At 39.2% G+C, this 12,141-nt stretch carries 13 protein-coding genes; 2 read left to right on the top strand and 11 right to left on the bottom strand.

Going from position 1 to position 12,141, the window contains the following annotated elements; all coding sequences use genetic code 11:
• Nucleotides 1–184: 184 nt before the first annotated feature.
• The 11 genes from H6F44_RS20370 to H6F44_RS20320 all read right to left on the bottom strand — a co-directional run bounded on the left by H6F44_RS20370 (nucleotide 185) and on the right by H6F44_RS20320 (nucleotide 10,520).
• Complete coding sequence (locus tag H6F44_RS20370) at nucleotides 185–463, bottom strand: putative toxin-antitoxin system toxin component, PIN family (protein ID WP_190352926.1); 279 nt, start codon at nucleotides 461–463, stop codon at nucleotides 185–187.
• A complete protein-coding gene (locus H6F44_RS20365; RefSeq protein ID WP_190352927.1) occupies nucleotides 463–681 on the bottom strand; it encodes an AbrB/MazE/SpoVT family DNA-binding domain-containing protein in 219 nt (72 codons plus the stop codon). The genes H6F44_RS20370 and H6F44_RS20365 overlap by 1 nt, the downstream gene beginning before the upstream one ends.
• Nucleotides 682–769: 88 nt before the next feature.
• Nucleotides 770–1,564 (bottom strand): phosphoadenosine phosphosulfate reductase family protein, encoded by a 795-nt coding sequence (locus tag H6F44_RS20360; protein ID WP_190352925.1) that lies wholly within the window; start codon nucleotides 1,562–1,564, stop codon nucleotides 770–772.
• A gap of 3 nt (nucleotides 1,565–1,567) precedes the next feature.
• Nucleotides 1,568–1,945, bottom strand: a complete 378-nt coding sequence (locus H6F44_RS20355) for an HTH domain-containing protein (protein ID WP_190352924.1) — start codon at nucleotides 1,943–1,945, stop codon at nucleotides 1,568–1,570.
• A gap of 104 nt (nucleotides 1,946–2,049) precedes the next feature.
• On the bottom strand, nucleotides 2,050–2,649 hold the full coding sequence (locus H6F44_RS20350; protein WP_190352923.1) for a Uma2 family endonuclease: 600 nt from the start codon (nucleotides 2,647–2,649) through the stop codon (nucleotides 2,050–2,052).
• A gap of 41 nt (nucleotides 2,650–2,690) precedes the next feature.
• The gene (locus H6F44_RS20345) at nucleotides 2,691–3,344 is read right to left on the bottom strand and encodes a Uma2 family endonuclease (RefSeq protein ID WP_190352922.1); all 654 of its coding nucleotides are present in this window, start codon (nucleotides 3,342–3,344) and stop codon (nucleotides 2,691–2,693) included.
• A 21-nt stretch (nucleotides 3,345–3,365) separates the two neighbouring features.
• Complete coding sequence (locus H6F44_RS20340; RefSeq protein WP_190352921.1) at nucleotides 3,366–3,944, bottom strand: Uma2 family endonuclease; 579 nt, start codon at nucleotides 3,942–3,944, stop codon at nucleotides 3,366–3,368.
• Between the two features lie 164 nt (nucleotides 3,945–4,108).
• On the bottom strand, nucleotides 4,109–7,579 hold the full coding sequence (locus H6F44_RS20335) for a P-loop NTPase fold protein (protein WP_190352920.1): 3,471 nt from the start codon (nucleotides 7,577–7,579) through the stop codon (nucleotides 4,109–4,111).
• Nucleotides 7,580–7,609: 30 nt separating this feature from the next.
• Nucleotides 7,610–9,367 (bottom strand): AIPR family protein, encoded by a 1,758-nt coding sequence (locus H6F44_RS20330; protein WP_190352919.1) that lies wholly within the window; start codon nucleotides 9,365–9,367, stop codon nucleotides 7,610–7,612.
• 8 nt (nucleotides 9,368–9,375) lie between these two features.
• Entirely contained in the window at nucleotides 9,376–9,591 is a 216-nt protein-coding gene (locus tag H6F44_RS20325; RefSeq protein ID WP_190352918.1) for a type II toxin-antitoxin system HicB family antitoxin, read from the bottom strand.
• 5 nt (nucleotides 9,592–9,596) lie between these two features.
• Nucleotides 9,597–10,520 (bottom strand): DUF4007 family protein, encoded by a 924-nt coding sequence (locus H6F44_RS20320; RefSeq protein ID WP_190352917.1) that lies wholly within the window; start codon nucleotides 10,518–10,520, stop codon nucleotides 9,597–9,599.
• A gap of 112 nt (nucleotides 10,521–10,632) precedes the next feature.
• Here H6F44_RS20320 and H6F44_RS20315 point away from each other — a divergent pair, with 112 nt between their 5' ends.
• Both H6F44_RS20315 and H6F44_RS20310 read left to right on the top strand, forming a co-directional pair.
• On the top strand, nucleotides 10,633–10,965 hold the full coding sequence (locus tag H6F44_RS20315; RefSeq protein ID WP_190352916.1) for a XisI protein: 333 nt from the start codon (nucleotides 10,633–10,635) through the stop codon (nucleotides 10,963–10,965).
• Between the two features lie 29 nt (nucleotides 10,966–10,994).
• Complete coding sequence (locus H6F44_RS20310) at nucleotides 10,995–11,993, top strand: hypothetical protein (RefSeq protein ID WP_190352915.1); 999 nt, start codon at nucleotides 10,995–10,997, stop codon at nucleotides 11,991–11,993.
• Nucleotides 11,994–12,141 lie beyond the last annotated feature (148 nt).

Genomic DNA, 12,141 nt, shown 5'->3' with positions numbered 1-12,141 from the left:
GTTTTTTCTTGCTTTTGCTGCTTTTCTTTGCATTTTATCAGTTTTCGTTGCCCTTGAAAACCTATGCGCGTATGCTTTTCTTGCTTTTTCAGCAAGCCCTACTTACTATGACTTGACCTATCTTTTTTATCTTAAATCCTCAAATCCCCATCTACTCATACTTCCCATATCTTTTGTCGCCCCGTCAGGGTTTCTCTGTCATCTGAACTGTGTCACAAAATGGTAAATAGTCTGCTAGTAAATCTTCCTGTTCACTGGTTGTTAATTTAAATTTTGGATAGGCGAGTACTCTAATTAGCTCTGTAATTGTGTCTTTAGATGCTAAAGGATATATCAAATTTTCTTGCCAAGCCGCTCGTATTTTTGCAGTCTTGCCGCCAAATATTAAAGCCGACAAAATCAGATTAGTATCAATGACTACTCTTATTGGTTGATTTAATGCTTGCCAAGAGCAAACGTTCATTATCTTCGCGCCCAAGCAACAGCATCAGCAATATCCTGTTCAGTGATTTGTAAATCTGCCAGTTTCGCTCGTACAGCGTCTGCACGATGAATTTTAACTGGTGTGAGAATAATTTGTCCATGTTCTACCTTGACATCAAAATATTCTGAATCGCCAATTTCTTTGGTAATACTTTTAGGAAGTGTAAGCTGGTTTTTGGTAGTTAATTTGGCAAGCATGGGGAAAGTCACCAATTTATAAGAAATGTTTGATGTAAGATTTCCTTACTTTAGCATAATTTTTATAATCAAGATTCAAAAGATATATTTACAAATGGCAAGCTAAACAAGGCATTTCGTCATCTTCATCGTCTAGTACTGATTCTAATACTTCGGCAAGGCTAAGCTTTGGTGATGTTTTCTTTTCCCTAGCGATCGCCTTTTCATGATCAGCAATAATTTGATCCTTACGGGCAATAATTTCTAGCAAAGTTTCGCCTTGAGTCCATGTATAACCTGTACCTTTGGATTTTGCTTCACTCATTTCATATTCTACAGCTTGGGCAAATAAATCTGGATGCTCCTCTGATAACATTACCCATTCATATTTACGTTGAAAAAAGCAGAAGAAACATCCTGATCGGCTACGCCATCGATAGTAATCAGGCATTCCGATTCCACTCTCATCAAGAATGCGAATGATGTCAGCTTTGACTAAGTTTCTTTCTTTAAAAGGATAAACGGGATGAATATTAGGTTTTCTAGAAATATAACCATCTCGAATTTCATCTGCTCTAATACCAATGTAACTAATAGTTTCATCATTGCCGACAAATCTTTCTAAAGGTTTTATTTTCATTTCCTCAGTACACCAACGGATTTTGGGTGATGGCAAATGTCCACCATGTAGCATCAAAAAATGATCAAAGTCTCTTTCAGAATTGAGATATTTAATTTTGATTCCTAATCTTGCTTTAATTCTTTCTAAGTATTCGTATGTTTCAGCGAGTTCTTTCCCAGTATCACAAAAGAAATATTCCATTTGTGGGACTTCTTTGTGCATTAAAATTGCTAATGCTGTACTGTCTTTCCCTCCTGATAGTCCTAAAATATGTCTAGTCATAACTCAATTACTTTCTAAATCTTCTAAGTCAAATAAATAATCAAATAAAGATGCTTCAAAATCAAACATAGTTACATCTTCTTGAGTTTCTTCTGCTAAGGAAGTGTTACTTTCTAGAGGATTCCAATATTTGCCATCTTGCACAAAAAATTTGTTTGGTGAAGATCGCTTTCCAGTTTTGATATCATGCCGCCATAAAGCATCTCTAACCATTTTTAAAGGATCGCTTGTATTGAAATGATAGAGATTTTTCTCTAGAATCAATTGACAAATCTCTTGGGAAGTCATTGGGCGCTTAGCTTCACCCATCACCTCCAAGATAGCCTGAGCGATCGTCCTTTGCTTTGTTTTTTGAGCATTACCCCCAGATATATCTTTCATAAACCACGAATCTCTTATATCGTATCAATACAATATACACAACCAATGCCCATTTGCAATCAAAATTCAGAAACATGAACTAATATGAAGCATAAATCATCAAATTATTGATTAATGCCATTGCGAAATTCGCGTAGAGATGCCAACGGTGAACTCATTAACAAACAACGACAAAGTAAAGCCAAATCTAGGCTGGGTAAAACCTGACTTTGATTCACCCTTATATATTCACGATTTTGTAAATTACTCTGCAAACTACTCTGCAAACTATAGACAGCGATCGCGCCATCTTCCCAAAACCAGACCTCAGGAACACCACGCAATTGATATTTGCGTAACTTACTAGGACTACCACTAGTAATCACAACTTCAATACATAGATCAGGCACATCCTTATCTTCACCGAAGCAATAGGAAAGATCAGATTGAAATTCAGTAACATTCGGAATAATCTGACTATAAGCACCACTGGGGAAAAACTCAATACCCAGTATCTCAAAATAAGCACTCAACAAGCTACTTAATAAACTGGTATACATTTCATGAGCTTTCCCAATTCCCACAATCTCTAAAACTCCTTCACAATAAATTAGCCGTAAATTTGAGACATTCTCAAATCCCTGTTGAATCGCCTTAAACCGTTCCCAAGATATAGCTTCATGGGCAAAATGGCGATCGCAATTTCTTTCTAAGGCTTGAACCATAACAGCTTACTCCTTACGCGCTTATGTAATATCATACACTCTTACTGTTTAATACCTTTTTCACAGCACCAAGCCCGAAACTCTCGACATAAAGCACTCATCGGCAAATCACCACTGCGCTCTAAAAACAGTGAAATCCCCTCAACAATTGGCAATGACGAGAAAATATTGCCAGTTGCCGAACTCACATACTTTCCATCCTGCAACAAATTAATTTCTAACCTGTCATTGCGAATCCGCCAAATTTCCGCAACTCCCAAAGCCTCATAAGCACTTACTTGAGTCTGAGAAGTCAAATCCACCTCGATCGCCAAATCAGGCACAGGATCAACATCTAGATCAATACGCTGCATCCCCGTCACCGCCCGATAGTTTTGAATGTAATAACAATCATCAGGCTCGATCGCTGCCTGCATCCTGCGATTTTTAAAAGTTGTCGAACCCAAAGATTCCCACTCTAAACCAAGCTCATTTAGCAAAACTACTAGCAAATTGGAAACTAGCATTTTATGGCGTTCGTGTTTTGGTAATGGCATCCTAAACTCTAAAACTCCTTTGAAGTATGCAATATGAGAATGACGATGTTCCCCTAGATCTTCTAAAATATCCTCAAACTCCTGCCAGCCAATCCGATCAAGGACAATGCGTTGACCTGCCTCTAATTGGATTTGCGCGATCGCTATCTTTACAGTCATATAGGTTTCTGTATTCGTAACTTAATTAACTTGATACTTTTGCTGAAACTCCAAAATGGCATCTAACTGTGACTCGATTAACAAACATTGCTCTAAATGTTCAATATCTAATTCAGGCAAGCACTCACTGCGATCGCGCTGGGCATATTCACCATCAACTAAGCGATAGATGCTAATTTTGCCGTTAACCCAAAACCAAACCTCTGGAATACCTCTTAGTTGATATTTCTTTAACTTTTTTACGCCTCCGCTAGTAACCACAATTTCGATACACAGGTCAGTCTTGGCTGGATCATTGTCAAACGCGAAGGATAAATCAGCCTGAAACTCAACGCTAGGTTCAATTTTTTGGGTATAAGCACCTGTTGATGTAAAGTGAATTCGTTTGAAAACAAAGTAATAGCCTAACAACAGTCCTAGTAGACTGGATATCATTTCATGATGCAACCCAATACCCATAATTTCTAATTCTCCTTCACAATAAGTCATCCGCACACCACCGATCTCATCAAAGGCGGATTGCAAGGTTTTAAACTGTTCCCAAGTCACAGCCCATTTAACCAGATACTGATTGTCTGCCTTAGTTAAAGTTTTGATCATCGCTTTACCTTTGCTGCTAAATGTTTTTATTATAGCTGGGGATTGGGGATTGGGGATTGGTGGTTGGTGATTGGTTAAAAAGACCCATTACCCATTACCCATTACCCATTACCCATTACCCATTACCCATTACCCATTACCCATTACCCATTACCCATTACCCATTACCCATTACCCATTACCCTTTCCGCTAACTTAGCAATAAGCGCTTGCTGTAAGCGATCGCTACCCTGCACGCTCTCTTCACTCAAGATCTTTTCTACCAATACCTCAAGGCGATCGCTATCCTTAGGATCAAGCCAAATCAACTTATGCACTTCCTGACCATCAGGGCGAGCGATCGTAATTCTACGCGCATCAAATCCCTTGTTTTTTGAAGCGACCATGCCCTTCTGCAAAGCTTCCAGATTCATAAATCTCCGCGCCAAATCGGTTAGCTTCGGCTCAAAACTTTGCACGTCCGCATCAGTCCAAGACTCCGCAGGCTTGTCTGCAATGATCATTAATAGAGACTCTAACCACTGGCGATCGTCCCCTTTCTCATCAGATGCTGCTAATACAAATCGTTTGAGCAAACGTTCTGAACAACTATCCGTAAGGTAACTTGCTCTCACCCGCAAGTCTTCGCGCAATTTCTCATCACCCCGCCGCACCGCAAAAGCATCGTGCAATAAGCTTTGGCAGTCATTGAGCAATCGGTCATAGGCAGTTTGGACTTCCTGTAATATTTGGACTAGCTTCCCTTTAAATTGTTTCGCCGTAGTTCCATCGTCTTCTTGGTTTGGGGCGATCGCCTCTAGTCCACAAGCCACGGGCAAGGTCTGAAATAGCAAGACATCAGGTTCCTGAGCAGTTTGTAATGTCCTTACCACTGCTTGCGCCTCTGAACTAATGCGCGTGGTTTTGGTGGTGTAAGCAGGCAACTTTTTCACAAACTGAAATAGAGGCTTAACCACCGATAGCATGGTTACATTGCGTAGATTTTTAGAATTTGCTTTGTTAATATTTGGCGATCGCAATACATTTTCTAACTCACGGAAGACTTGCGATCGCACACCGACAATTTCAAAATGCTTCACCGCAAAGCGCTGTGGATGCTTTACCAATAGTTCAAAATGTTCGCTTCCTAGTACGGGGATAAAAGTTCCATCTTTATAGACGCTGACATCATCAACATGATCTAATAACACTGCTGCTAAAAGAATGGGAATTACGCCGCGCTTTATTCCATAGGGCGGCGCATCAAGGATTGCATAAAGCTGATCGACAGTTCGAGGTTTTTCTAAAGACTCTAGGCAAAAATTTTCGACCGCTTCCCAAACTGACTTCATCAGTGGATAAGTGGGGGCATGAAATCCCCATAGATCATCTTCCTTTCGATGAATTCCTGTTGTCTGTAACACCGAGGTGTAAATACTCACTTCGGGCCCATTTCCCCTTAGTCCTAACCCTTCGCGATCGCCATGATCTAACATCGCCTGAATTAGCGTCCGTAAAGCTCTGACCATCTGCGAACTGAGTTCACGGCGGTTAATCAATTCATTCCAGAGTGTCAGTCCCTTGTGATAAACGCGATCGCAAACTTCTGAGAGCTTAGAATTAAAGTCAATTGCTCGACTAATCACAACGCGATCGCCCTGTATCCAACAGATATTTTGATGCTGACCGACTGCAAAAGCTTGACTTAAAGCCTCATCTAATCGTCTTTCTGCTTGCACCATGCGATGACGAATTTCTAAAGCAGCCACTTTATCCCGCTCTATTTCAGGATACTTAGCACGGATTTTCTGAAGTGCTGTATATTCTAAAGCCGATATCTCTAAAAGTTTGAGATTGGTAGCATTCACCACAATCAAAGGTTTTTGATCGGCAGTCTCGACTGGTATAGACTGCGGTGGCTCTGCACCGACCCAATAACCAATTAATCCATCAAAACTATGATTTGAGCAACATAACTTATTCCAGTTAACATCGTTATCTAGATAGATTGTCTCAAAATAGCGAGTGGTTCCTGTTGTATAGCTGTGGCGTTGAGCTACTACAGGCTTCAGCTTAGATACATCAGCTAATATTTTGGCTAATTCAGGCGATCGCCCATTATGACTGCAAGCAGCAATGTAATCAGTGATCGCACTTTCAATATCAAAATCTGAGCCTTCCCAAATCCTTAACTCATCAGCTTGCTTGCGATGATGCAAAATTCCTTTTTGATGGAGAAATTTATCAATTAAACGGCTAATTGATGTTTGTGATGTGTTGTCATTGGGGCGATCGCACATTGCCCACATTACCAAATCTCGTGATGCTCTTAATCCGCCTGTGGAGGTGACTAGATTGAGGATACCCACGGTTTTGAGTAATTTTAAACTCTCTGGGTCAGAATTTCTAGCATCACTCACTAAAGTCTGAATTTCCACCCATTTTTGTAATTGGGGACGACTGGCTAATCCTATGCCTGCTGCCTCTATAAAATAATCATAGACACGATCTAATTTTAAAGTGGGTATGCAATCTTTATCTATACAAAACTCAGCTAAATGACTCCTTAAGGCGTATGGTTCGGAGCTAGTTAGGAATGTAAATAATGAGCGATCGTTCTGGGCATATCGGGTGCAAAGAATTGGTAACACCAAAGCCGTGATCGGATGTAATGGATATGCCGCCGCCAATAGTTCAGGCGAAATATCTTCAACTTGCGATCGCAACACTTCGCACCATTCTTCTGCTTGATTCTTGATCAAAGCAGCATATTTATTGCAAGAACGAGCGATCGCCTTCCCAATTAACCAAGTCATCTGTCTTGGTGACTCCGTAAAAGGAATATCTTGAAATCTTCCTTGAATCTTTGCCCATTCATTGCGTTGTAATGTCGCTAACCTCTCGCCGTAGTCCACAAAGGACTGATGTAATAAACCAATTAGATAGAATTTTGGAGAATCAAGAGAAGGCTTGACGCTGTTGTGATTGCTGTTTGGTTGTAATTCTGCTAATTGCTGCAATAGATAAATATCTGATGCGCTAGGATGTAAAGACGCATATTCTAAATTTTTTCCCAACTCATCAATTATCAAAACCACATCAGTTTGAGCAGACTTAATTACTTCTTGAATGATTGATATTACTCGCTTACTTTCAACCACCTTGCCGCCGAGTATTTCTGACGATAAATCCGTTAGTTCTTTGGCAATATTAGGAGCTTTTTTATGCCAAAAATGACTTGCGCCATAATCCAAGGCACGGATAATTGTATGGGTAAGTGGTTCTCTTTGCGCCGTAGCGATCGCCCTAAAGCATCCCTGCTCTGGCAAATGATTTTTCAGTTTATGAAATTCTGCCGCCGTGAGAGCTTTTTCGGCGATCGCCAAAGCATTTTGCTTAGCCACCGTTTCACCAGCACATAGGCAAGTCAAAAAATGAGCAAACGCTGATTTCCCCGTACCATATACTCCTGTTAGTGTAACCGCGATCGTCTGCTCAGAGTCAGGCACATCTACTAAAATTTGTTTGAGTGCATACAAAGAGCGATCGGTTAAGACATACCCATTTACTGCATTAGGCATATCAAGATCTCGCTCTAGATTGATCGATCTCCCATAGCGGCGATCAATTTGAAAATATTCAGAAAGCAATTTCAATGGATCTCCTTTAATAATTTTGGGTAAATTCTACTGTTTAGACAGTAAATTTTCAATAATTGAATCATCATCAACAATACCAGCTTTCAGATTATATTCAAATCTGCACTTAGCCTTGCGAAAATAACCACTGTAAGAAAATGATTTATCTTGTGTATTATATATTTCCATCTGCTCACTAATATTCTGATCAATCAAGTCGAGTGCAAATTGATAAGCTTGTTCTAGTTGTTCTTGATTATTAATAGTCCTTAAATCCTTTTCTAGATACTTGTACATACCATAGGCAATTAACTCTGTGGCATGACTAATATATTCTTTCGTTTCTCGTTGTAATTCTTTTTTAGTTTGTACATAACGATAAATTGTATAGGCATAAATCAATTGCTGATAGATAGGTGAATCTTTTTCTCCATTAAATAGTCGATGCAACGGGTGAACGTGATTATTAGTGGCATCAAAAACAACCTCCATTACTTCATAGACACTATTTTTGGCTGTTTCTGGTTGTTCATAAAAAGTGGCATACCAAAATCGCAGGAGCGTATCACTTTCAATTGTAGAATTTAATTGCTTGCTAAGTTGATTAGAAAAAACTTCGCCACGCTTAGTAATGTACGCAATTTTTTTGTTAGCAAAAATTTCTTTTGTATATAAATTAAAATCCTTATTACTTACTTTATCTTTATAGGAAATAGGTGTTTGTGTATTAGTTGCATCTGTGATTTTTTCAACTATTTCTAGATCGTTAGTTTCATATAATCTTACATTTACAAATATATTTTCGAGACTGCTAATTCCTTTGCGTTGATTTTCTTTAAAAAATTCATAAAGAACACGGGTTGTTTGCAAGCCATTGACAATTATGGGATTATGAGCAGGTAAAATGTACCTACCACTTTGCAAAGTTGATGGTATTTCCATCCTTTCACAGACAATAGTAATACCATTGTTTAGAAAAGGAAAGTAAATTGCGGAATTCTGGTCATTCAAAGTTTCCTTCATTCTTTGATTTGGTCTAACTTTAAAGCCTAAAAAAGAACGGATATTGTCGGAAAATAAAAATTCATAGGTATTATTTGTCGCCAATTCTTGCTCAACTAATTGGCAAAGTTCATTTGCTTCAATCCGAAAATTTGCAGCTCTGACATTACCCACTGAATAAGTATATAATCCCTGACCTTGGCGATCGGCTGTAATAATATTTGATATTTGCGGATTGAAAATAAATCTAATATCTTTACGTTTTGATTGGGCTTTGATTAATTGACTAATTTTTTCGTAAATTGCATCTATATCCCAGATTTCATATTCATCTGGTTTATGATAAGCTCGAAAATTTTGATTGTTGGCGGCATAGCTTGGATCTCGATTAGACCCAGCATAAACAAAATAATATTTAATATCAATAATAAAACCATCTTTTGATAATTGTTGATATTCACTAATCTTTGGTTGAATTAATTCGGTATTTGGCTTAACAATGCCATAAATAAACAAATCATCTACATCATGGCGAAATTTCTCAATCTCATTTTGCTTTAGTTCTTTAGATTTTTTACATTGAAAGACCATGAGTGTATAGTAACCGCCTTGTTCCACAAAACAAGCGCCATCAATGCCACCATCGCGGCTGCCACCAATCAAAATATCGTCATATACTTCTTGAAATGGACGCTCAGTAATTGCCGCGATCGCAAATATTTCAAAGGCTTGATCCTGATCAACTTGAAACTGCTCAGAAATTCTTTCTAAATAGCCATTAATAAATAATTGTTTATTATCCATTTCTCATCTCAAGTAACCATACTTACTGTTTTTGGTACTGGTAATTTATCACCAGATAATTCATACGCCATGATTAGCGATTCTAAAGCCTCAATTCCATTGTTTAAAGCTTCACTGTATGTATCGCCATGCGATCGCCATTTTTGATTAGGAAAATCAGGAAACCCAACTAGAAAGCAGTCATCCTCATCTGACCATTGAATAATCATTTGATATTTAACCATAATCGCTATTTCCTATAATATCTATCCAAAATTGTGTGACTGAGCTTGGCGGGTTCTTGAGTAAAAGACATCTGGATTATGCCAGCACTGTCAGTAAAAGTAATCGCCTTACACCATCTTGCTACCTGCTCGATCGCATCACAAAGCGCACTCTCAGACAGTTTAAATACCATCCCAGGACTGCCTTCATCAAATAACAAACGCGATAAGGAGATGGTTCTCTGCCCGCTATTAAAGGACTCCGCAAAATCTAGACAAGCCGCAACGACAATTTCGGCATGGAGACTTGGTTTCGCCCCAATCCGAAATGCGTAATGCAAAGAGTCACCTGCCCTTTGCATCAAGCGTAACTCTGCGAAAGGACAGTCTAAATTGTCTTCGTTCAGACTAATATCATTGTTTTGGCTAACGTACATTCTCAATAAACAGGTCACATCTTTTTTGAGTGAGGCTTCCACAGTTCGATTTCCCAAAGCATCGCGATACTTTACCAATGCTACTTTCAAATCCTCAGATGTAAATTCAGTTTGGCGTAAAGCATTAAAGGCAGCATACCAAGCCGTGGCTCTACATGGTTGCTTTAACAAATGCCAATGTAACAACCACAGCGAAGCTGGATCTTCTAAAAAAGGATCGTAACCATCATCACCCAGTAACATCTTCCCAAATTGTGATGGTTGCGGCGATGTCTGTCCTGTGCGATCGTCCTCAATCAATTTAAACGCTCCACACCAATAGCGAATTGCCTTCGCCATGTTTTTGCCCACCCCTAGCTGAATGTGAGCATCTTCTTCTAGGAAAATCCCCGAATTTGCGCTGACTGCCTGAAATCCTTTTTTTAACCAGCTATACCGAGGATAAAACGTTTCATGGCGAGCAAAAATTAATTCCGTGCCGCTAGAAATATTGCTGTTGATAGTCTGAACCATATTTACTCTTTAATTTGCTTGGCAAACTTAACCCATAAATTAAGTTAACTGCTTCTACAGACAAACCATTATAAGGTATAGGATAGTTCTACGCATCTGAGAGTCTAGAAAAATGGATACCGTTGCCCAATACCGTCAGCAAATAAAAACTGTCTTAGAAAATCACGCTCGCCATGTTTGGGAAGATCGCATTCAAGCTCAAATAATCATTGACACTGAACATGACCATTATCAACTTGTTTACGTTGGTTGGCGAGATTCTAAGCGTTGTTATGGCGTAGTTCTACATATTGATATTATTGATGGCAAAATTTGGATTCAACAAGATGGAACCGAAATTGGTTCAGCCAATGAATTAGTAGAATTGGGTGTTCCTAAGCATGATATCGTACTGGGTTTTGATCCGCCTAACCTGAGGCACTATACAGATTTTGCTGTAAATTAGTGTTGCCAAGAAAATACCCAATGCTCTTTATGTCCATTTTTCAGCGATCGCCCAATCATCCTTCGACACCGCGCTTATTTCAAATCAAATTATTGCGAAATGCGGTTAATAATTATCAGTTTCCCAATGATTTGACGGCAAAGCATCAGGTGATCCAGCGTTGGATTGAAACCGATCGCAATGGCACTTTGGCGAAAATCTCGGAAGTGCAGTTGCATGGCGAGTTTTTGGGTGATATTTTTCGGGATGTGTTGGGCTATGGCACGATTACCCAGTCGCAAGGGAAAACATGGGAACTTTATGCTGAAGCATCGATTACGGATAAGGGTGGTCGGGCTGATGCGGCGCTTGGATTGTTTTCGGCGGTGTTGGGTACTAAAGGGAATGTGAAGTTAGAAGGGCGGATTGTTGCGCCGATTGAGTTGAAGGGGGCGCGGACAAATCTGGATGAGAAGCAGGGTAAAAATCCATCGCCGATTGATCAGGGTTGGAGCTATGCCAATCATACGCCTGATTGTCGTTGGGTGATTGTGTCAAATTATCGCGAAATTCGGTTATACAGCACAAGCAAGAGTACGGGTTACTATCAATTATTTACATTAGAAGATTTAGCCGATATTTATACTTTTAAGCAGTTTTATTATCTATTATGTCGTCAGAATTTCTTGCCGCATGGGAATGAGAAAGAGTCATTAATTGATGGACTGTTAAGGGATTCGGAACAGCAGGAGCAGGAGATTACGGAAAGGCTTTACAACAAATATGATGATGTGCGGGAGGATTTGATTGGCTATTTTCGGCGTGATGTTAGGGCTAGAGAATTGGCGATCGCTGATACTCAGTTAGTGGAAAAGGCGCAATTAGTAATTGATCGCATTCTATTTATTGCTTTTTGCGAAGATCGGGGACTACTGCCTAAATTTACGGTTAAGAAAGCCTGTGAGCATGATGATCCCTATTTTCCGCGCTCTATTTGGGAGAATTACAAAAAGATCTTTGAGTGGATTAATAGACTTGTCGGGAAATAAAAGAAAGGTATAGAGGCAACTTCACATTTATTTCTGCACTTCAATCCATTAGTAAATACTAAAGCCATAAGTTCAATAAGTTGAAGCATAACCAAGGTTTGATATCGGTTATCATCATCCCAATACGCAAAAAAAAAGATGATAAATA

It is taken from the genome of Pseudanabaena cinerea FACHB-1277, assembly GCF_014696345.1.
Classification (GTDB): domain Bacteria; phylum Cyanobacteriota; class Cyanobacteriia; order Pseudanabaenales; family Pseudanabaenaceae; genus Pseudanabaena; species Pseudanabaena cinerea.
This window is presented reverse-complemented; position numbering and strand designations above follow the sequence as displayed.

What these genes read in the sequence shown, in the direction of transcription:
- H6F44_RS20350 (WP_190352923.1), bottom strand. Translation starts at nt 2,649, where the DNA reads ATGGTTCAAGCCTTAGAAAGAAATTGCGATCGCCATTTTGCCCATGAA.
- H6F44_RS20365 (WP_190352927.1), bottom strand. Translation starts at nt 681, where the DNA reads ATGCTTGCCAAATTAACTACCAAAAACCAGCTTACACTTCCTAAAAGT.
- H6F44_RS20355 (WP_190352924.1), bottom strand. Translation starts at nt 1,945, where the DNA reads ATGAAAGATATATCTGGGGGTAATGCTCAAAAAACAAAGCAAAGGACG.
- H6F44_RS20310 (WP_190352915.1), top strand. Translation starts at nt 10,995, where the DNA reads ATGTCCATTTTTCAGCGATCGCCCAATCATCCTTCGACACCGCGCTTA.
- H6F44_RS20330 (WP_190352919.1), bottom strand. Translation starts at nt 9,367, where the DNA reads ATGGATAATAAACAATTATTTATTAATGGCTATTTAGAAAGAATTTCT.
- H6F44_RS20325 (WP_190352918.1), bottom strand. Translation starts at nt 9,591, where the DNA reads ATGGTTAAATATCAAATGATTATTCAATGGTCAGATGAGGATGACTGC.
- H6F44_RS20315 (WP_190352916.1), top strand. Translation starts at nt 10,633, where the DNA reads ATGGATACCGTTGCCCAATACCGTCAGCAAATAAAAACTGTCTTAGAA.
- H6F44_RS20320 (WP_190352917.1), bottom strand. Translation starts at nt 10,520, where the DNA reads ATGGTTCAGACTATCAACAGCAATATTTCTAGCGGCACGGAATTAATT.
- H6F44_RS20345 (WP_190352922.1), bottom strand. Translation starts at nt 3,344, where the DNA reads ATGACTGTAAAGATAGCGATCGCGCAAATCCAATTAGAGGCAGGTCAA.
- H6F44_RS20340 (WP_190352921.1), bottom strand. Translation starts at nt 3,944, where the DNA reads ATGATCAAAACTTTAACTAAGGCAGACAATCAGTATCTGGTTAAATGG.
- H6F44_RS20370 (WP_190352926.1), bottom strand. Translation starts at nt 463, where the DNA reads ATGAACGTTTGCTCTTGGCAAGCATTAAATCAACCAATAAGAGTAGTC.
- H6F44_RS20360 (WP_190352925.1), bottom strand. Translation starts at nt 1,564, where the DNA reads ATGACTAGACATATTTTAGGACTATCAGGAGGGAAAGACAGTACAGCA.